Source organism: Neobacillus sp. NPDC097160 (assembly GCF_044762155.1).
Classification (GTDB): Bacteria; Bacillota; Bacilli; order Bacillales; family Cytobacillaceae; genus Neobacillus.
Map to the genome: position 1 here is coordinate 94,182 of NZ_JBIWDU010000012.1, position 18,853 is coordinate 113,034.

The 18,853-nt window shown below is 37.5% G+C and carries 22 protein-coding genes and 1 riboswitch; of the genes, 13 read left to right on the forward strand and 9 right to left on the reverse strand.

Annotated features, from left to right (window positions below; translation table 11 throughout):
* Positions 1-1,097, forward strand: a 1,097-nt coding sequence (locus tag ACIQXV_RS17795) for an Ig-like domain-containing protein (protein WP_402960621.1), incomplete at its 5' end; no start/stop codon positions are given.
* A 28-nt stretch (positions 1,098-1,125) separates the two neighbouring features.
* On the opposite strand, the gene ACIQXV_RS17800 is transcribed toward ACIQXV_RS17795, so the two are convergent.
* The 3 genes from ACIQXV_RS17800 to atpB are packed head-to-tail and all read right to left on the reverse strand — an operon-like array spanning position 1,126 to position 3,237.
* Positions 1,126-2,091, reverse strand: a complete 966-nt coding sequence (locus ACIQXV_RS17800; RefSeq protein ID WP_402960623.1) for an AtpZ/AtpI family protein — start codon at positions 2,089-2,091, stop codon at positions 1,126-1,128.
* 4 nt (positions 2,092-2,095) lie between these two features.
* Positions 2,096-2,491 (reverse strand): F0F1 ATP synthase subunit B, encoded by a 396-nt coding sequence (locus tag ACIQXV_RS17805; protein ID WP_402960625.1) that lies wholly within the window; start codon positions 2,489-2,491, stop codon positions 2,096-2,098.
* A gap of 23 nt (positions 2,492-2,514) precedes the next feature.
* Complete coding sequence (gene atpB / locus ACIQXV_RS17810; protein WP_402960627.1) at positions 2,515-3,237, reverse strand: F0F1 ATP synthase subunit A; 723 nt, start codon at positions 3,235-3,237, stop codon at positions 2,515-2,517.
* Positions 3,238-3,597: 360 nt separating this feature from the next.
* Here atpB and ACIQXV_RS17815 point away from each other — a divergent pair, with 360 nt between their 5' ends.
* Positions 3,598-4,131 (forward strand): hypothetical protein, encoded by a 534-nt coding sequence (locus tag ACIQXV_RS17815; RefSeq protein WP_402960629.1) that lies wholly within the window; start codon positions 3,598-3,600, stop codon positions 4,129-4,131.
* A gap of 62 nt (positions 4,132-4,193) precedes the next feature.
* On the opposite strand, the gene ACIQXV_RS17820 is transcribed toward ACIQXV_RS17815, so the two are convergent.
* Positions 4,194-4,502, reverse strand: a complete 309-nt coding sequence (locus ACIQXV_RS17820) for a HesB/YadR/YfhF family protein (protein WP_402960631.1) — start codon at positions 4,500-4,502, stop codon at positions 4,194-4,196.
* A gap of 319 nt (positions 4,503-4,821) precedes the next feature.
* Between ACIQXV_RS17820 and ACIQXV_RS17825 the strand changes: the two genes are divergently transcribed.
* Complete coding sequence (locus ACIQXV_RS17825; RefSeq protein ID WP_402960633.1) at positions 4,822-5,118, forward strand: hypothetical protein; 297 nt, start codon at positions 4,822-4,824, stop codon at positions 5,116-5,118.
* A gap of 233 nt (positions 5,119-5,351) precedes the next feature.
* On the opposite strand, the gene ACIQXV_RS17830 is transcribed toward ACIQXV_RS17825, so the two are convergent.
* The 5 genes from ACIQXV_RS17830 to ACIQXV_RS17850 all read right to left on the reverse strand — a co-directional run bounded on the left by ACIQXV_RS17830 (position 5,352) and on the right by ACIQXV_RS17850 (position 10,660).
* Entirely contained in the window at positions 5,352-6,704 is a 1,353-nt protein-coding gene (locus tag ACIQXV_RS17830) for a hemolysin family protein (protein WP_402960635.1), read from the reverse strand.
* Between the two features lie 61 nt (positions 6,705-6,765).
* Entirely contained in the window at positions 6,766-7,167 is a 402-nt protein-coding gene (locus ACIQXV_RS17835; protein WP_402960798.1) for a MerR family transcriptional regulator, read from the reverse strand.
* A gap of 188 nt (positions 7,168-7,355) precedes the next feature.
* Positions 7,356-8,669 (reverse strand): hemolysin family protein, encoded by a 1,314-nt coding sequence (locus ACIQXV_RS17840; protein ID WP_402960637.1) that lies wholly within the window; start codon positions 8,667-8,669, stop codon positions 7,356-7,358.
* A 168-nt stretch (positions 8,670-8,837) separates the two neighbouring features.
* Complete coding sequence (locus tag ACIQXV_RS17845; RefSeq protein WP_402960639.1) at positions 8,838-9,389, reverse strand: GNAT family N-acetyltransferase; 552 nt, start codon at positions 9,387-9,389, stop codon at positions 8,838-8,840.
* Positions 9,390-9,505: 116 nt separating this feature from the next.
* A complete protein-coding gene (locus ACIQXV_RS17850) occupies positions 9,506-10,660 on the reverse strand; it encodes a histidine kinase N-terminal domain-containing protein (RefSeq protein ID WP_402960641.1) in 1,155 nt (384 codons plus the stop codon).
* A gap of 219 nt (positions 10,661-10,879) precedes the next feature.
* Positions 10,880-10,989: riboswitch (TPP riboswitch) on the forward strand.
* A 122-nt stretch (positions 10,990-11,111) separates the two neighbouring features.
* Here ACIQXV_RS17850 and thiT point away from each other — a divergent pair.
* The 10 genes from thiT (at position 11,112) to ACIQXV_RS17900 (ending at position 18,552) form a co-directional block, all read left to right on the forward strand.
* Entirely contained in the window at positions 11,112-11,699 is a 588-nt protein-coding gene (gene thiT / locus ACIQXV_RS17855; RefSeq protein ID WP_402960643.1) for an energy-coupled thiamine transporter ThiT, read from the forward strand.
* Between the two features lie 147 nt (positions 11,700-11,846).
* On the forward strand, positions 11,847-12,071 hold the full coding sequence (locus tag ACIQXV_RS17860; RefSeq protein ID WP_024030721.1) for a FeoA family protein: 225 nt from the start codon (positions 11,847-11,849) through the stop codon (positions 12,069-12,071).
* The gene (gene feoB / locus ACIQXV_RS17865; protein WP_402960646.1) at positions 12,071-14,074 is read left to right on the forward strand and encodes a ferrous iron transport protein B; all 2,004 of its coding nucleotides are present in this window, start codon (positions 12,071-12,073) and stop codon (positions 14,072-14,074) included. Before ACIQXV_RS17860 ends, feoB begins: the two co-directional genes overlap by 1 nt.
* Before the next feature lie 21 nt (positions 14,075-14,095).
* Complete coding sequence (locus tag ACIQXV_RS17870; protein ID WP_402960648.1) at positions 14,096-14,251, forward strand: FeoB-associated Cys-rich membrane protein; 156 nt, start codon at positions 14,096-14,098, stop codon at positions 14,249-14,251.
* A gap of 112 nt (positions 14,252-14,363) precedes the next feature.
* On the forward strand, positions 14,364-14,819 hold the full coding sequence (locus ACIQXV_RS17875; RefSeq protein ID WP_402960650.1) for a helix-turn-helix transcriptional regulator: 456 nt from the start codon (positions 14,364-14,366) through the stop codon (positions 14,817-14,819).
* Between the two features lie 127 nt (positions 14,820-14,946).
* The gene (locus ACIQXV_RS17880) at positions 14,947-16,995 is read left to right on the forward strand and encodes a transglycosylase domain-containing protein (RefSeq protein ID WP_402960652.1); all 2,049 of its coding nucleotides are present in this window, start codon (positions 14,947-14,949) and stop codon (positions 16,993-16,995) included.
* A 170-nt stretch (positions 16,996-17,165) separates the two neighbouring features.
* On the forward strand, positions 17,166-17,723 hold the full coding sequence (gene sigY / locus ACIQXV_RS17885) for an RNA polymerase sigma factor SigY (RefSeq protein WP_402960654.1): 558 nt from the start codon (positions 17,166-17,168) through the stop codon (positions 17,721-17,723).
* A complete protein-coding gene (locus ACIQXV_RS17890; RefSeq protein WP_402960656.1) occupies positions 17,677-18,024 on the forward strand; it encodes a YxlC family protein in 348 nt (115 codons plus the stop codon). The genes sigY and ACIQXV_RS17890 overlap by 47 nt, the downstream gene beginning before the upstream one ends.
* Positions 18,021-18,257 (forward strand): sigma-Y antisigma factor component, encoded by a 237-nt coding sequence (locus ACIQXV_RS17895; protein ID WP_402960658.1) that lies wholly within the window; start codon positions 18,021-18,023, stop codon positions 18,255-18,257. The genes ACIQXV_RS17890 and ACIQXV_RS17895 overlap by 4 nt, the downstream gene beginning before the upstream one ends.
* The gene (locus ACIQXV_RS17900) at positions 18,238-18,552 is read left to right on the forward strand and encodes a YbjQ family protein (RefSeq protein ID WP_402960660.1); all 315 of its coding nucleotides are present in this window, start codon (positions 18,238-18,240) and stop codon (positions 18,550-18,552) included. The genes ACIQXV_RS17895 and ACIQXV_RS17900 overlap by 20 nt, the downstream gene beginning before the upstream one ends.
* The last annotated feature ends 301 nt before the right edge of the window (positions 18,553-18,853 follow it).

Consider the following 18,853-nt stretch of genomic DNA (forward strand, 5'->3'; position numbering starts at 1 on the left):
CAACAGAAGTAACTGTTACAGATGTAACAGCACCAGCAGCACCAAAAGTAAATGGTGTAACGGATGCTGACGTAGTCATCAAAGGTACAGCTGAAGCAGGAGCAAAGGTTGTTGCGAAAGTAGATGGTAAAGAAATTGGTCAAGCAACAGCTGATAAAGATGGTAAATTTGAAATCACGATTGAGAAACAAGCAGCAGGCAAGAAAATTTCTTTAACTGCAACTGATGCAGCAGGAAATGAAAGTGCAGCAACAGAAGTAACCGTTACAGATGTAACAGCACCAGCAGCTCCGATGGTAAATCCTGTAACCGATGCTGACATAGTCATCAAAGGTACTGCAGAAGCAGGAGCAAAGGTTGTTGCGAAAGTAGATGGTAAAGAAATTGGTCATGCAACAGCTAATAAAGATGGTAAATTTGAAATCACAATCGAGAAACAAGCAGCAGGCAAAAAAATCTCTGTAACTGCAACTGATGCAGCAGGTAACGAAAGTGCAGTAACCGAAGTAACTGTAAGCAAAACAGTTGAAAAGCCAGAGATCAAAAAAGGCTGGGTATTAGAAAAAAGCAAATGGTATTTCTACAATGAAAAAGGTGCTATGACCAAAAATTCTTGGGTCGACTACCAAGGAAAATGGTATTACCTAGGAACTGACGGTTCGATGCTCACAAATGATTGGGTAAAAACTGGCGAAAAATGGTACTTCGTTGATGGAAATGGTGTCATGAAAACAAATGCATGGGTACTTACTAGCGGGAAATGGTACTATGTTGATGCAAATGGTGTCATGAAAACAAATGCATGGATCCTTACTAGCGGGAAATGGTACTTTGTTGATGCGAATGGTGTCATGAAATCAAATTCATGGGTACTATCCGGCGGCAAATGGTACTTCTTAACTGCTAACGGTGCAATGCAAACGGGTTGGCTAAAAGTAAATAACAACTGGTATTATCTTGCATCAAGTGGTGCAATGCAAACCGGTTGGATAGAAGTAAACAAGAAGTGGTACTTCCTATACAGTGATGGCCATATGGCGGCTAACACTACAATCGGAACGTACAAAATTGGAAAAGATGGTACTTGGATTCAATAACTAGGCTAAATCTAGCAAAAAGCTCCTCTCAAGTTTGAGAGGAGTTTTTTTTCTGTGGCAGAATATGTGTGACAAGACCATCAAGGTCTGTGATATAAAATTGTGTTTCAGGAGCTGCTTTAAGGTAATGATCTTGTAAAAGTTGGTAATAATTAACTCTCCGCTGTGGATCAAATTTTAACATTGGATATTCCTTACGTTCCTTCACATACTGATCAACGGCCCTTTGAACGATATCCATTTCAATTGGAATTAGTTTTTCACTTTCTTCAAATAAATCATAGGTTTCTTTTGACATATAGAACTTTTTAGAAGGAATACCGCCAAGATGAGAAGCAAGCTGTTTAAAGTCAATACTGTTATCCTCTTGAACAAGAATGGTCCGGAAAGCTCCCTTTGGCAGATTATCAGAAAACGTCCTTACTGCTCTTCGCACTTCTTCAATGGTCACATCAATAATCGGGTAGTCTATGTTATCCGTTAAATCCCTATTAACAGTTTTCACATTTTCTTTTCCTTTCTTTATGGGGGATTTAAAGTATTTATGAACCATTGAGTATACCGTTAACCCTCCAATTCCTATCCCTAAAAATGTCCCAATTAATGTAAATGTAGGGTATATCTCATATCGGCTGTCAAGAAACGATCCGAGTTTAAATCCGCCATAGACCGATAAGGCAATGGAAATCCCAAATACCATATTTAAGGAAAGGGCTTTCATAAGAAAGTTTGTGAATTCATTCCAATGTGTATCATTATGGTTCTTTTCATTTTTTAAAAATTTTTTAACCTCTTTTTTCATTTCTTCAGACACCATATTTTCTTCGAAAAATCTTTCGAGATACTCTTCCTCGGATTTCTTCTCATTCTTTAACAGGCAAGCAGTCTTTTCGGTGGATCCTTTTGTGTAATGTACGTAAATCCACTTTTCTTCAAATCCTAATTCGAGATTTTCTGTCACTCTGCCCAAATACTTTGTAAATTTGTGCTTCATAATTTTATGCCCCCTTTATTTGCGTGTTTTGGGGATAGGACCGTGAATGGGATGGAAATGCTTCTTCTTTTGCCTTTTTTCGGATTTGTTTTGCCTCTTCCTTTGCATCTAGAATTATTACATTTGATTCTTTTTCACTGCGTTTCATTAATTCTCGTGCATCTATTTTAGCTTGTTTAAGAATGGCGACGCTTTCCTCGAGCTTCTTTTTTGCATCAACTTTGTACTTTTCCGTTAATTGGAGCTGATTCTCAATGTGCTCCTTTCTTTTATCAAGAATATCTACAAGCTTTTTAAAAACAAGCTTCTTTAAAATAAAAACTAGAACAGTAAAAATAATTGCTTGGTATATCATTGTCCCGAAAGAAACTGGAAGCCCGAATAACATAAAATCCCCCATACTATACTCTCTCCCTTCATTCTTTATTCCAATCTATGTGCAATATAAACCATCGTAAGTGTTACAAAGATATAGGCTTGAATCGCACCGATAAAAATGCAAAATGCCTGCCAGATTAGCATTGGTACAGAAGCAAACAGGCTGACTAAAAATCCGTGTGTTACAGCACTTGCTAAAAGTGCAAGCATGACTTCGCCTGCATAAATATTCCCAAACAAACGGAGACCGAGCGCCAATGTTGTGGCGAGTTGTTCAATGGCATTAATCGGAAATAAGACCTTAAATGGTTTGAAGAAGCTTACAACAAAATGTTTGAATCCGTGTATGCGAATATCGATGAAGTGGGTATAAGCGATGATCATGATGGCCAGCGTCATGGTAACATGTGCATCAGCAGTAGGAGATTTCCACCAGGCAACAGAATGTTCTTGAACAGTAATAATAGAGAAGGGGACTCCCATTAGGTTTGCAATAAATAAGTACATTAAAAGAGAAACCCCGGTCGAAATAATAAATAAATTGTTGGAAGCAACCATCGAAGAGTTCATGATGTTTTTTACAAACTCCAGAATCCATTCCATAAAATTCTGCCATTTATTTGGTACACTTGTTGTTGGGTTCCTTGTAAATAAGTATGCAATAAGAAATACAATAATGGAAGCAATGGTTGTGGTTAAAATGATGGATAAATCAAACGTTAAATGAAACCAAACTACTTGAGGCCTCGCATGTTCCGTGATGTCCAACCCCTTTCTAGAAAAAGTATAGAACAGAATGATAAGGAACCTTTGAGTGAGAGGAATAGATCATGTCATGTTTATTATATACAAAAATTTTTGTTATTGTAACATAGTTCACAATTATTTCCTAATTTTCTGAATAATAAAGTAGGCATGGTAGGAAAGATTGTAAGCATTACTTTAGGTTTTACATTTTGTTTTGTGTAGAATAGTAATATCAAGATTAATTTATTTAGTGAAATTTGTTCATTTTCTTTTTAAAGTCCTAAAAACATTTTCTTTTTGAAACCTTTTAGTACTTTTTTCGTCTCATTAAATGGTGTAAAATAATCAAGGCACTAAATAGAGAAATAGGGGGAACATCAGATGAAAAAAATCTTACTATTATTATCAGCTTTAACATTGGCCATTGGTCTAGCTGCTTGTTCAAGCAATGACGACGCAAAAACAGAAAAGAAAGAAGAACCCAAACAAGCAGCATCACCTAAAGTGGATGTTAAGAAGGAATTAGTTAAATTCTATATGGATCTTGGAAATAAAATTAATGCAAAAGATGCTGATTTAAATGCGTATGTGGCGAAAGCAACTAAGGAAGATGCAAAGCCTGAAGAATTACCAACTGCCGAGGATCGAGCTAAGGCAAGTGAATCAGCAGCCGCTGTTGCTGCTGAATTAAATAGCATCCAAGTTCCTTCAGAGCTTAAAGACCAAAAGGCTGATCTTGAGGCAGCAGTAAAGGATTATGCAGCATCTTACAAAGCTAAGGCGGATGAATTGAAAAAGGATGCTCCAGCCCTTGATGCAGCGGATGAAACCTTTGCGCAGGCTGAAGAAAAACTTGGTAAAGTATTTGAAACTGCAAAATTACTCCCTCCAAGCTTAGGAAAGCAAGTAAACTAATAACTTTAAAAAACAAGCCGGATGAAATCACCCGGCTTGTTTTTTTATCAGTAACACTAATATTAATTAATGGCGGTGATGATTTCTTCCTTAAAGGTAACCTGTATTTCATTGAGATCATCTACAGACAAGTATGTTTCAGTATCCTTAAAAAACCAAACATCGTTCCCTTCAACATAAAAGGTAATTCCATTTACTTCTTGAGTAAAGCCAGCATTTGCAGGATATTCAGCAGAAAATGCCAGACTATATCCTTTATTCCTCTGTCCAAACCCGGCATATTGAGGAAACATCCTTATGCTGAATGGTTTATTGAACTCGAATTCTCTTGTGAACCATGAGGATGCTTTTTCGTCGATAGATATGAACATATTTATACACCAACCTTTTCCTAGTTGATTTTGTCATAAGAATTGAGATGAATCGGAAAAATTGATGTTACTCACCAATTCCTTATATTGAAAGATTATATCTTTTCGGGTGTTTTGCATGTGACAATTTTAACGGTCACAGCCGATACACACTTATTTTAAAAAATGTTCATTTTTTCGCTTCGAATTGTTCACATGTGTGTTTGGAAAACTTATGAATTCTTTTTGAACTTTAACGCTTATTGTTACTGTTTTTGTAACATGTTAATAGGGGAAACGATGATAAAATTAAGAAAAAAAGACAATGGAGTTTTTAACGATGGAAGAGGAATTTGAAAAGCTAACTGAAAACGTTAATGATATAAAAAGTTTAATCAAAACATTTAACACAACATTGGAAAATATTGAAAAAAGGCTTGCAAGACTAGAAAAGATGGACAGCATTGAACACAGGGTTGAAGTAAACCAAATTGATTTATCGGATATTAAAGACTCACTTCAGCGGATTGAGGAAACAAAGAACAGCGATATCCAACATATCAACCGCCGCCTTGATTCTCATTTAGTGAAAATAGCAAAAGCAGAAGAAGAACTTATTATGTTAAAAACAAAATAACTTCAGGTACAAAAAAATAGACCGAGTGACGGTCTATTTTGCTTTTTAAGTGATAAGAAAGTATAAATTTGGACTTTGAGAATTGTCCAGCTCCAGCGCCCTAGCGGCTAGTGTCCTTCGCTCTCCGCCCTACGATAAGTCAACATCGAATCGCCTCCGGCTCTTCGTGTTTCCTTTATCTCAGTTGGAGCGCTCCAGGCCATACGCCGCTGACCAGGGCGCTACCGCTTTTCTTAAGATAAAACCTGTGATTTTGATACAGCAATTTTCTGAATGGTTGTTTCTTCATTAGGAGCATTTTTCGTTACTTCAATATATTTAATATGATGTTCTTCCATATCAAGAATTTTAAAGGTATAGGAATCGTGAAGGAGGATATCGCCTTCTTTTGCTTCATAATTTTCCGTCAGAACCCAACCGCCAATTGTATCTACATCATCATCATCAATCTCAACACCCAATAAATCATTGATCTCACTCACTAAAACCTTCGAGTCAATAATATAATGGTTTTCCTTAATTTTGCGAATTTCCGGAATTTCATCCATATCAAATTCATCACGAATTTCGCCAACGATTTCTTCAAGGATATCTTCAACCGTAACAAGACCCGATGTTCCGCCGTATTCGTCCATTAAGATTGCCATATGGACACGATCTTTTTGCATTTTTACTAATAAATCATGGATTGGAATTGTTTCTATTACCCTAATAATTGGACGCGAATAGTTTTCTAAAGTTTGAGATGATAGTTTTTCATTACCAATTAAATCGGTCATGACCTCTTTGATATTGATAAGACCAATAATATGGTCTTTATCACCATCAATGACAGGATACCTTGTGAACTTTTCTTCACGTAAAACCTGTAGAAAGGTTTCTAATGAATCATCCTTTGACAATGAAACCATTTCTGTTCGTGGAACCATGATTTCTTTTGCAATCCGGTTATCAAATTCAAAAATTTTATTTACATACTTAAACTCTGATTGGTTAATTTCACCACTTTTATAGCTTTCAGATAGGATAATTCGAAGCTCTTCCTCCGTGTGAGCTATTTCGTTTTCAGAAACGGGCTTTAGCCCAAAGAGACTGGAAACAACCCGAGCTGAACCATTAAGAACCCAAATAAACGGGTACATGATTTTATAAAATAGGATAAGCGGACGAGAGACAAGCAAAGTAATCAGTTCAGCTTTTTGGATGGCCAGTGTTTTAGGTGCGAGCTCCCCAACCACAACATGTAAAAATGTTATCGTTGCAAACGCAATTCCGACTGATAATATTTGCGTGGCGCTCTCAGGAATGTTAAGTTTATCGAAAACGGGACCAAGCATGTGCTCAATCGTCGATTCCCCAATCCAACCTAAACCTAATGCCGTTATCGTAATACCTAATTGACAGGCAGACAGATATTCATCTAGGTTTGATATTACTTTTTTTGCTGAAATAGCTTTCGAATTTCCTTCTTCAATTAACTGATCAATTCTTGAACTTCTAATCTTTACTATAGCAAATTCTGAAGTTACAAAAAAAGCAGTTAAGGCAATTAAAATGGCTATAATAACCAAGTTAAATATGTCCAAATAAGTTCCCTTATCCCGTTGTTAGACGGGTAAGGAGTCACCTCCCAGTATTTTAAAAAAATTAGCTCGTTACATTCAAAAGGGATTTCATGAGTGCGGTTTTTAGCAGGCTAAGGTTATTCGTTAGCTTCTCTTTTTGTTGTTCATCCATTTTTTCTAGAATGGATTGGAGATCGAATAAGTCACTATGCAACTGCTTCATCTGCTGTGTAACAGCACTTACATGTTTTTCCACCTCTGATTCACGAATGTCTTTTGCTTTTCGCATTTCTAGTTTTCTTCTAATCTCGTCTAAAGGAAAGTGCAGGCTCTTGCATTCTTCTATAAATTTCAAGTCATCTAATGATTCATCGGAATAGATGCGGTAATTTGACTTAGAGCGTTCTGCCTTCAATAAGCCAATAGACGTATAATAGTCGATCGTTCGTTTAGACATATGCGCTATTTCTGCTATTTCACCAATTCGGTAGACAGCCCCATCTTACCACCTCAACATTTTATAAATTAATCATAATTATAAAGAAATTAAACCATACAGTCAAACGTTCCGGTTAGGATAGTAGTTGATATCAACATTTTATGGAAAATAACAGTAAATATGAATGGAGGAATCAAAATATTACAAAAGTTTAACAATGCAAATAACGTCCCCTAATCTGGAGACGCTGCAGCCTTAGTCTTAGATACTTCAATATATAAAATATGGTGACCTTCAATTTCTTTGATTTGGAAAATGAATCCTTCCTTTTCAATGAAATCATCTTGATGCACATCAAACTTTTGCGTTAAAAACCAGCCGGCAATCGTGTCTACATCTGCCACATCAAGAGTAGTCCCAAGCAGGTCATTTACTTCGCTGATCAGAACTTTTCCATCCAAAATAAAATTTTCTTTTCCTTTTTTCTGGATAAGTGGGAGCTCGTCCATATCAAACTCATCCCGAATTTCCCCGACAATTTCTTCAAGAATATCTTCGACCGTGACGATTCCCGCAGTACCACCATATTCATCGGATAATACTGCTAAATGAGAGCGGTTTTTTTGCAGCTTCAGTAAAAGTTCTTTAATTGGTATCGTTTCTATCACATGAATAACGGGCTTTATAAAGGGAATAAGTGGTTCTTCACCAGTACATTTCTGCTGGATACAATCGGTTAAAACTTCCTTAATATTGACAATACCTAAAATATTGTCTTTGTCACCGTCAATTATGGGATACCTCGTGTACTTTTCTTCTTTAACTGTTTCGATAATCTCATCCATTGTGGCCTCTTTAGACATCATAATGACCTCCGTTCGTGGCACCATGATTTCTTTTGCAATCCGGTCATCAAACTCAAATATTTTATTCATATACTTATACTCGGATTGATTGATTTCACCGCTTTCATAACTTTGTGAAAGAATCATACGCAACTCTTCCTCAGACATGACAAGATCTTGTTCTGATGCTGGTTTAATCCCGAAAAGTCCTGTTATGAAACGAGCTGATCGATTAAGAATCCAAATGAACGGATACAGAACCTTATAAAATACGATCATCGGCCCTGCAAATAACAAAATAATTTCTTCAGCCTTTTGAATGGCAAATGTTTTCGGTGCTAATTCACCAATGACTACATTGAAGAAAGTAATGATGGCAAAAGCAAGAAACGTCGCTATAATGGGTTCTAAAGATACAGGAATGTGAATCCATGAAAAGATTGGCATCAAAATTTCTCGTACAGTGGACTCGCCCCGCCATCCTAAGATTAAGGAAGTAATGGTAATGCCCACTTGTGTGGCGGAAAGGTACCCGTCCATGTTAGAAATTACCTTTCTTGCCGCTTCAGCCTTTTTATTCCCTTCGGATACTAATTGATCGATTCGCGTTGTTCTTACCCTTACGATGGCAAATTCTGATGCTACAAAAAAAGCAGTTAAGGCAATTAATACAGCTATAATGAAAACATTCATCCAAATCATCGGTACCCTTACTATGAGTAAGGTATGCCACCTCACTTACGATTAACTCTATATTTTCATTATTTCCAACTTTACATAAGACAGTAATAATATTATTTCAAAAAAAGTGTTGATTAGCAAATATAGCCGAAAATGCCGCCAAATCGACGGCATGACAAATAAACAACTTTAGTTGCGCAGTGGTTTCCAGTCACGGGCAAGCATGCTATACACGATTAAATCATGAAAATGACCATTTAATTGTTCACCGTCCCGAAGTCTCCCTTCCTTCACAAAACCGAGCCTTTCAGGAATCGCCCGGCTTTTTTTGTTTCTCACGCCACATCGGATTTCAATGCGGTTTAACCCTAATTGGAAAAAGGCATAATTCAGAAAGGCTTGAACAGTACGAGTGATGATACCATGACCCTCTGCATTTCTGGCAAGATAATAACCGATACTTGCCGAACTGTTGTACCAATCAATTTGATGCAATCCTAAAGAGCCGACAAGTTCATCTTTATAAAGAATTCCAGCGTTCATGCCGCTATTTTCGGCAAATTGCGTAAGCCATACTGGAATAATCGACTCGAAATGATAGGGAGATGTCATACTATCCACCCATGGCATCCATTCGCGTAAATGTTCTCGATTTTCCTCAACAAGCTTATACAGCTTCATGGCATGATGTCGTTGAAACAACTGAAGCTCAATTTCATGGTCAACCTTTAATGTAAACATAGGCAGATTCTCCCGGTGAAAATTTTTAGTACATCATATGCAAAAGAAGGCACATTTGGGAGATTAAACACAAAAAAATCCCTGCTTTAGTAAAAGTGGGATTTGGCGGTATATGACTAGAAAATAGTTTCGTTTAGACCTGCAGGCTCTAAAACAGCAGGTAAATATATAGAAAACGTGGTTTTATCAAGTGTTGAATCACAGGTAAGAGTCCCTTTATGTTTTTCAATAATTTCTTTACATACAAATAATCCAAGACCTGTCCCTAGTTTTTTAGTCGTAAAAAAGGGTTCAAAAATGGTTGTTCGTAATTCTGCCGGGATTACTGGACCGTTATTGGTAATACTGATTTTTATTTGTTCGGTATTTTCCAAACAGCTGCTAATTTCTATAGTTGGAATAGGAACCCCGTGATGATTTAAAACATCAATCGCATTAAAAATGATATTAATAAAAACCTGCCTGATTTCATCCGCATACCCATTCAGGGTAAAATCTTCACTTAAATCTTTTTTGATTTTTACTTTGCCGTCCAGAATACTAGGATAAAGGAAGTTTAATACCTCATCAATAAGCGTATTTAACCCAAATTGTACTTTTTCCTTCCCAATTAATTCTTTTTTAGAAAGTAATAAGAACTGTGATATTCGAAAATTAAGCTGATCTAATTCACTTGAAATGATATCCAAATATCTCATGTTTGGAAAATCTGCTTTAAGTAACTGAATAAACCCTTGAACAGATGTGAGTGGGTTTCTAAATTCATGAATAAAGCTTGAAGTCATCTGTCCGAGAAGTGTCAAACGATCTTGATGTGTCGAGTCAATGAACATCGTCTTTTCTTCTATGATTTTATTTTTCGCTTCCGAAAAATGGGATACGGCAAAATATAGAAATTTATCAAAGCAAAAATTGATCATATTGATCGATTCTTGCATATCTGACCATGACATTCCTGTTTTACTTAAATAGCTGTACAAAATCGTTCTGCCAAGATTAACATTGTAGACAAAATCACCTATGTTAATATCGGCCAAAACTCTTTCTTCTGACACTTCTATCGCAATGTTTTCAATCATGTCTACTAGTTCTTTTTTAGATCTTAAATGCATCGTTAGTAACACATTTAATAGAGCTACCCCGTTTTCGCGAATTTTCAATTTGAAGGGGTCTCCGTGGTTAATGACAATAGCATCTTCCCATTCTTGTACCAATTTTTCTTTGTTTTGATTAAAAAAAGCAATTAAATCCGTTTGTTCTCCCGTAAACATGTTGTTTCCCCCTATGGTATTAACAAAACTGATTACCATCTTAAATTCGCTGATGAAGGCAAAAATCCTTTTTTAATGAAAGATAAAAAAATTTTCCCAATATGATTTTTGCTGAATAATATGATAAAACGGCTCTTTTAATAGTATCACAGTGGAAATGTAATAATTTCCTTGTAAAAACCATAAAAGAATAGTATATTTTGTATGGAATCAATTGAATACTTCCACAGGGGGAGCTGCTATTAGGGCGGCTGAGAGTGAACGTTTTAAGTTCTGACCCTATGAACCTGTTAGTTAACGCTAGCGTAGGGATGTGGTTTGCCGGATATTAAAGCAATGCAGACAATCCTTTTTGTCTTGCATTGCTTTTTTTGTTTGCGCTTAATTTAGATACCCAGTTAATTGTAGGAAGATATCAAACGACTCCAAACATGAATAGGGGGGAAGAAGAATGAACAAAAAGAGAAGTAACACGCTATTTATTACGGAAATTGCTGTTTTTACCGCACTTGCCTACTTACTTGATCTGTTATCAGGTTTCTTAATGGCAAGATTTTGGCCGCAGGGTGGATCCATTTCTATTGCTATGGTCCCAATTTTTCTCATGGCCTATCGCTGGGGAATAAAGGGTGGCCTGCTAACAGGCTTCTTACTAGGTCTATTACAATTTATCCTAGGTTTTGCCCAAATTTATACCATTGTTCAAGGTATTATCGATTATTTTATTGCTTTTACAGTTGTGGGCTTAGCAGGCGTTTTTGTTGGTCAAATTCAAAAAGCCCTTGCGGAAGGAAATAAAGGGAAATGGATGATATTCACAATAATTGGAGCCTTTTTTGGAAGTTTTCTCCGCTATCTATGTCATGTGGTTTCCGGGATCGTTTTCTTCGGTGAATATGCACCTAAGGGCCAGCCGGTAACAACCTACTCGCTCATATATAATGGAACCTATATGCTCCCTAGCTTCGTCATCAGTGCGATTATCATCATTCTTGTGATCGGTGCAATGCCAAAGAAAAGTTTTTTACAAGAACATTAATATGGAGTGAAAAAGAAAGGCAAATTGCTTTTCTTTTTTTTTTCGAACTTTTGTCACAAAATTAGTATGCCCTTTCCCTAAAAAAAGTGTTAAAATGTCAATATAGAAAGATAATCATTCTCAATTAACCTAGATAGGGTGATATACATGTTTGGTTCTTTAAAAGCAGGAGATAAGGGAAAGATCATAGACATTTCTCATGTTGGTCACCTGGTACAAAGACGCTTGCTTGACTTAGGGATTACCGAAGGATCAGAAGTGTGTGTGAAATGCGTCATGCCGTTTGGCGGGCCGATTATGATTGAATCATGCGGACAATGTGTTGGCATTCGCCGTAAAGAAGCAGTTCAGATTGAAGTGGAGAGAATATAATGGAAATCGCTCTTATTGGAAACCCGAATACTGGGAAAACTTCATTGTTTAATAATCTAACAGGTTCCTATGAGTATGTTGGTAACTGGAGCGGTGTTACAGTTGAAAAAAAAGTTGGCGTATTCAAAAATAATATCGGCCAATTAATTGATTTACCTGGTGTCTACACACTTAATCCGCTTTCAAAGGATGAAGGTGTTGTGACCTCATTCTTTTTAAATGAGTCCGTTGATCGCTTGCTAAATATATTAGATGCTTCACAATTAGAACGGAATTTACATTTAACGCTTCAATTACTTGAGTTTGAAAAGCCAGCCCTTATCGGCCTTAATATGATGGATGTGGCGAATAAACGCGGGATTCAAATAGACGCTTCGAAGCTTTCGCGTGCTCTCGGTGTCCCTGTTGTTCCTGTCGTGGCAAGAAGCGGAAAAGGCTGTGACAAGCTAGTAGATGTCGTATCTACAAAATCAATCGAGCCTGCCAGAAAGAACCTTGTGTACTATGGCAAAGAGGTGGAAGAGGCCATTACAGCATTGACTGGTGAACTAATCGGCGAGACCAGCCACTCTCCACGCTTTCTTGCTATTCAATATATTGAAGGAAATGAATACGTTAAAAACTATGTAAATAGTATTGCCAATGCTCAAAAGCTAAATGGAATTATTGTGAATTTGGAGTCAAAGTTACAGAAACATTATGATATCAAATCGTTAGCAAATTTCATCTATTTAAAGAGAAAAGAAGTCATTGAAAAAATAGTAGCTGAAGTAGCAAGAAAGAGTGATTCGACAATCCCGTTATCTGAAAAAATTGACTCAATCGTGACAAATCGTTACCTAGGGATGCCGATCTTTTTGCTGCTCATGTATCTGATGTTTATGCTGACATTTGATTGGCTGGGCACGCCGCTGTCAGATGTTTTAGATGGCTTTTTAACTGGACCAGTAACCACTGGATTTGAAAATGTTTTATCTGCTATTAATGCATCAGCGTTTATCCATGCTTTAATTATTGAAGGATTGGTCGCAGGGGTTGGCGGAGTTCTCGTATTTGTACCGCAAATCTTTATTCTTTTCTTCTTTATTTCATTATTAGAGGACTCTGGTTACATGGCACGAGTTGCTTTGGTAATGGATAGAATCATGGAATCAGTTGGCCTGAACGGCAAGGCGTTTATTCCGATGATGATCGGTTTTGGCTGTAACGTACCTGGAATTATGGCGGCGAGAACGATTGAAACACCAAGAGAGCGTTTATTGACCATTTTGTTAACGCCATTAATGTCATGTTCTGCCCGTTTGCCTGTATATGCCTTATTTGTTGGAGCATTTTTTGCAGGCCATAAGGCATTTGTCGTCCTTAGCCTTTATGTTCTTGGGATTGTCGTGGCTTTAATTCTAGCAAAAATCTTTTCTACCACTTTATTAAAATCAGAAACATCATTATTTGTAATCGAGCTGCCGCCATATAGACTTCCGCAGTTCCAGTCATTATGGAGAAGTACTTGGGATAAAGGGAAAGGGTTTGTAAGAAAGGCTGGAACCTTTATTTTTGCCGGTTCTGTCTTTATCTGGCTATTATCATATGCAGGGCCAAACGGATTAAAAGTAGATATGGACCATAGCTACTTAGCCGCGATCGGAAATGTGATCGCCCCAATTTTTGATCCAATTGGTTTTGGGACATGGCAGGCATCCGCATCATTAATTACCGGATTCCTTGCGAAAGAAGCCATTATCTCAACGATGAATATTATTTATTTTGTTCCGAACAATGCCAGCCTGCAGGGATTATTGGCTGATTACTACACACCGCTTGCTGCCTATAGCTTTATGGTTTTTATTTTGTTGTATATTCCATGCTTGGCAACCGTAGCAACGATTTATAAAGAAACCGGATCCAAAAAATGGACGGCTTTTTCAATGATTTATGCATTCGTGATTGCTTATGTTTTGTCCTTGATTATTTATCAAGGCGGAAAGCTGTTTGGACTGGTTTAATTCGAAAAAGAGGTGGAACAAATGATTGCCAGTATTTTGATAGGTGTAGCTATTTTTGGATATGCAAGCTGGGCTTTGGTGAGGTTTATTAATAAATCGAAAAAGGGAAAATGTGCTGCCTGTGACCTGAAAAATTCATGTTCAAGTCAGTGTGGAATTCCTCCGGAAGTGAAATAAATGTTTGTAAAAACTGCTATCGAGGATGATGGCAGTTTTTGTTCTTTAAATTTGAATGATGCGGGGAACTTGTGTAAAATTACACTAGATGCAATTGAAGGAAGGGCTTAAAATGACCAGGGATGAAATTATTATGCAGGTTTCTGAAAAGCTTCGCCTGATTCGGACTGAAGCAGGGTATACGCAGGATAAAATGGCGGATATTATTGGTGTATCGAAGAAAACACTTGTGCAAATTGAAAAAGGAAGAGTTCTTGCCAACTGGTCTACTGTAGTTTCGATTTGTGCCCTTTTTCGAGAAACGGAAACGGTCCAATTTTTATTTGGAAACGAGCCCCTAGAAGTGTTAGAAACAGTTGCCCTCGATGGCATCGATCTCCGTAAAACCAAAACGTTGGGCGGTCGGGTTTGGTGGAGAGTGCTAACACAGAAAAATGGATTTATTCTCCAACAAAATATTTTAAGTAAACATTTTCGGATACTAGATGAGCGAAATTACCGCATCTTTAGCAGTTTTGATGAAAAGCTTTCAAAACAGCGCTTTAAAGAATTATCAAAGAGTGAATAATAATGAAGAAATGGAAAAGATGGGCTCCAACGCTCATCTTTTTTTCGTAACCTAACCGACATAAAAGCAAGCAAAATATCGAAAAGTATACCTGTTATAGAGATTACAGATAAAGGATGTCATCGAATTGGTATTTAAAGATAAAGTGATTGCCATTTTTAAGAACTGGAAAAAGTGGCATTTGCTCCAAATAATCGTTTTACTTGTGCTAATTTTGATTCTAAGTTTTTTTGGACTTCTAGCTTATTTTTCTAAGGATGCCGATATTTCAGAGCTAAAAAATGAGCTTCCACAGCCTACCGTTTTTTATGATGTCAGTGGGAATGTGGCAAGTAAGGTGTCTGCCAATAAAAATGAAGGTGTTCCAATCAAGGAAGTTCCCGATTCAATGAAAAATGCCATCGTTGCCATCGAGGACCATCGATTTTACCGACATAACGGTGTTGATTTAATTGGTACGTCTAGAGCTCTTTTCCGTGATCTAAAAGCAGGCGGAATGGTCGAAGGCGGCAGTACGATCACACAGCAATTGACGAAAAATACAATTCTTACTTCTGAAAAAACTCTGAAAAGAAAAATGCAGGAAGTATTTTTAGCCATTGCAGTTGAAAGGGAATACACGAAACAAGAAATACTACAAATGTATTTAAACCAAATTTATTTTGGAAATGGTGCCTATGGAATTAAACAAGCTGCCGGCAAATATTTTGCTAAAGAGGTTAAAGACCTGTCAATAAGCGAATCTGCATTATTAGCTGGATTAATTAAAGCTCCATCGGCACTTAATCCATACGAGCATATGGAACAAGCGACGGAGCGCCGCAATCTGGTGTTAGTGCAAATGAAGCAGCAAGGGTTTATTTCCAGCGACCAATATGAAAAGGCAAAACAGGAAAAAGTGGTTTTGAATGATAAAGGCGGCGACCCGTTCCGCGGGAAATACCCATATTATGTCGATCAAGTATTAGATGAGGCCATTCGTGAGTACGGGTTTACCCAGGATGAATTACTGACAGGCGGCTATCAAATTTATACAGAGCTTGATCCAGCGATGCAAACGGCGATGGAGAGTTCTTATACGAATGATGCCTTATTTCCAAATGGTCAAGATCCTCTTGTGCAAAGCGGGGGTATTTTAATTGATCCCAAAACTGGCGGGATCAGGGCACTTGCCGGTGGAAGAGGAGAGCATACCTTTAGAGGCTATAATCGTGGCTCCCAATTAAAAGCGCAGCCAGGATCTTCCTTTAAACCTTTGGCCGTCTACACCCCGGCACTTGAAGAAGGCTGGAAAATAACGGATATGTTAAAAGACGAGCAAATGAATTTTGGGAATTATCAACCTAGTAATTACGACCATCAATATGCAGGAGAAGTCCCGATGTATGAGGCGGTAAAGGAATCAAAAAATGTCTCTGCTGTTTGGCTCCTTAATGAGTTAGGGATTGAAAAAGGGATAGATTCCGTAAAGCGATTTGGTATTTCATTAGATAAAGAAGATGCGAATTTATCAATGGCCCTTGGCGGCTTGCATAAAGGTGTTTCTCCATTGAACATGGCTGAAGCCTTTTCCGTTTTTCCGAATAACGGTGTAAGGATCAAAGCGCATGTGATTAAAAAAATTGTGGATGCCGATGGGACGATCGTGGCTGAATGGAAGGTTCAAAAAGAGCAAGTTACGACAAAAGCTGTAACCGATAATATGACGACGATGCTGCTTGGTGTGGTCGAGCAGGGGACAGGAAAACCGGCACAAATACCCGGACGTGAAACGGCAGGGAAAACCGGTTCTACTCAGGTTCCAATTAAAGGAATCAATGGCTTGAAGGATCAATGGTTTGTCGGCTATACACCGCAGTTAGTGGGTGCCATTTGGGTTGGCTATGATAAAACAGATGCTGAGCATTATATAACGCCAACCAGCGGTACAGGATCATCGGTTATTTTCCGTGAAGTCATGAAAGAAGCTTTAAAAAATTCACCAAACGAAAGCTTCAAGGTGCCTCATATTTCTTCATTTATTGAACAGAGAAAAAAGGAAGAAGAAAAGAAAAATGGTTTCCAAGAGAAATTTAACAATGAAGTGCAAAAATGGGAAGAAAAATGGAACAAACAAAAAGAGAAGTGGAAGGACAAAGGGAAAGACAAGGGTAAAGGGCATGATAATGGTCATTAACCTCCAGGAAAGGCGCGGCGGAGTTCGTGCGTGAGAATGTATGTACATTTATTGACATTTATCTAAAATAAAACGAAGCTAAAAATTAGTGTGAACGAAATTCTATTTTATTCGTCTAAATGATATAGAGATAAGCAAGGTTGATGGGGGAAAGAGAGGGCTATTGCCGAATGGATGCATTGATTAAAAATGCGAAAAAAGGGGACCATCTTGCTTTTGCCATGTTGTTTAAAGAGAATTATCCATTCCTTGTAAAGTATTTAATGAAAATTACAATGAATCCCGATACTGCCGAAGAACTAGCACAGGAGACAATGGCGAAATGTGTGCAGAAGATTCACCTTTATAATGGTCAGAGTAAATTTACCACATGGCTGATTTCAATCGCGACAAATACATATATTGACCAATGTCGAAAATTGAAGCGAGAGAAAAACTGGCAGGGACAAGAGGAAGTATTTCGTAAGTTGAAATGGCATTTTGAAAGCAGGAATGAAGAATGGAATGACGCTCTTGAGGCGCTCGGGAAGCTGCCTGAGGACGTTCGGATTCCCATAATTTTGAAGCATTATTATGGGTATTCATACGAAGAAATTGGAGATTGGATGAAAATTTCTCCCGGAACAGTTAAATCAAGGGTGCATAATGGAATAAAGTCAGTCAGAAGGGAGCTGAAGCTGGGTGAAGAAACAGAAAGTCATTATACTCGACAACGAACAGCAAAATAAACAAGACTTTGATACTATTCACGAGCTGCAAGAGGGGTTACAAAGAATCGATCAATTCCCTGTCTATTCGCCCAATTTACAATGGTTTGAACAAATGGTGATTCAAGAGCAGCAGACCAAAAGGAAAAAATTATTTAGAGATTTATCGGTCTTTTTTATGATTGCATTGATCATTTTAAGTGGAATGATTATAACCCTATATCAAATGCCAGTTATTTTTATTCTTGTGCAAATTATCACCACCCTCTTTATCGTGGTATACACAAGTGTTCGGCTAATAAAGAAGGCGAATCAGATATGAACAAGGACCTTTCACTCGTCACAATTATTGTTGTTGTCGTAATTTTATTAACGCAAAGCATATATTTATTTATGGATGCAAGGAAGCGCAGCCATAATTATTGGCTCTGGGGAATTGTCGGTCTGATTCAAGCCCCAATGCCGACCCTGTTTTACTTAATTTTTGTTAGAAAAATATTCCGCAAAAACAATCGGAAAAAGGGGGATTCAAACTATGATGATTGTTACGACTGATTTCTTACCAGGTAAGGAAGTTAGGGAACTAATCGGTTTTGTAAAGGGGAGCACTGTCCAATCAAAACATATTGGCAAGGACTTAATGGCAGGACTCAAAACCATTGTCGGCGGTGAAATAAAGGAATATACAGATATGCTGGATGAGGCAAGACAAAAAGCAATTGAAAGAATGATGGAGGAAGCAGAGAATTTAGGGGCGAATGCCATCATTGGAATGAGATTGCAATCCAGCTCCGTCATGCAAGGTGCATCGGAAATTATTGCATATGGAACGGCGGTATGGGTGGAATAAGTGATGTTTAATCAGTGTCTGTTTATTGCATAATCGGCAACAATTCTGAAAAATGGGAATTGACTTTTAAAACGACTGGTGATAATCTAACAAAGGAAGAAAAAACAGGAAAGGGAGGGTTACAAAATGAACAGATTCATTCAATCTTTGTTATCAATTGAATATTTGAACGTAACCTGCCCACGGAAAATTTCCTGCTGACTTTTTTATGGAAAGCCAATAAATGACCAATAACACAGGTTGCGTTCTATTTTGACACGTGACGTGTGTTTTTTTGTCCCTTTTTTTAGAAGGAGGCATA

What these genes read in the sequence shown, in the direction of transcription:
- ACIQXV_RS17845 (WP_402960639.1), bottom strand. Translation starts at nt 9,389, where the DNA reads ATGTTTACATTAAAGGTTGACCATGAAATTGAGCTTCAGTTGTTTCAA.
- ACIQXV_RS17800 (WP_402960623.1), bottom strand. Translation starts at nt 2,091, where the DNA reads ATGAAGCACAAATTTACAAAGTATTTGGGCAGAGTGACAGAAAATCTC.
- ACIQXV_RS17840 (WP_402960637.1), bottom strand. Translation starts at nt 8,669, where the DNA reads ATGATTTGGATGAATGTTTTCATTATAGCTGTATTAATTGCCTTAACT.
- ACIQXV_RS17860 (WP_024030721.1), top strand. Translation starts at nt 11,847, where the DNA reads ATGTTTGGTTCTTTAAAAGCAGGAGATAAGGGAAAGATCATAGACATT.
- ACIQXV_RS17870 (WP_402960648.1), top strand. Translation starts at nt 14,096, where the DNA reads ATGATTGCCAGTATTTTGATAGGTGTAGCTATTTTTGGATATGCAAGC.
- ACIQXV_RS17805 (WP_402960625.1), bottom strand. Translation starts at nt 2,491, where the DNA reads ATGGGGGATTTTATGTTATTCGGGCTTCCAGTTTCTTTCGGGACAATG.
- ACIQXV_RS17850 (WP_402960641.1), bottom strand. Translation starts at nt 10,660, where the DNA reads ATGTTTACGGGAGAACAAACGGATTTAATTGCTTTTTTTAATCAAAAC.
- ACIQXV_RS17820 (WP_402960631.1), bottom strand. Translation starts at nt 4,502, where the DNA reads ATGTTCATATCTATCGACGAAAAAGCATCCTCATGGTTCACAAGAGAA.
- thiT (WP_402960643.1), top strand. Translation starts at nt 11,112, where the DNA reads ATGAACAAAAAGAGAAGTAACACGCTATTTATTACGGAAATTGCTGTT.
- ACIQXV_RS17900 (WP_402960660.1), top strand. Translation starts at nt 18,238, where the DNA reads ATGATGATTGTTACGACTGATTTCTTACCAGGTAAGGAAGTTAGGGAA.
- ACIQXV_RS17895 (WP_402960658.1), top strand. Translation starts at nt 18,021, where the DNA reads ATGAACAAGGACCTTTCACTCGTCACAATTATTGTTGTTGTCGTAATT.
- feoB (WP_402960646.1), top strand. Translation starts at nt 12,071, where the DNA reads ATGGAAATCGCTCTTATTGGAAACCCGAATACTGGGAAAACTTCATTG.
- ACIQXV_RS17815 (WP_402960629.1), top strand. Translation starts at nt 3,598, where the DNA reads ATGAAAAAAATCTTACTATTATTATCAGCTTTAACATTGGCCATTGGT.
- ACIQXV_RS17825 (WP_402960633.1), top strand. Translation starts at nt 4,822, where the DNA reads ATGGAAGAGGAATTTGAAAAGCTAACTGAAAACGTTAATGATATAAAA.
- ACIQXV_RS17875 (WP_402960650.1), top strand. Translation starts at nt 14,364, where the DNA reads ATGACCAGGGATGAAATTATTATGCAGGTTTCTGAAAAGCTTCGCCTG.
- sigY (WP_402960654.1), top strand. Translation starts at nt 17,166, where the DNA reads ATGGATGCATTGATTAAAAATGCGAAAAAAGGGGACCATCTTGCTTTT.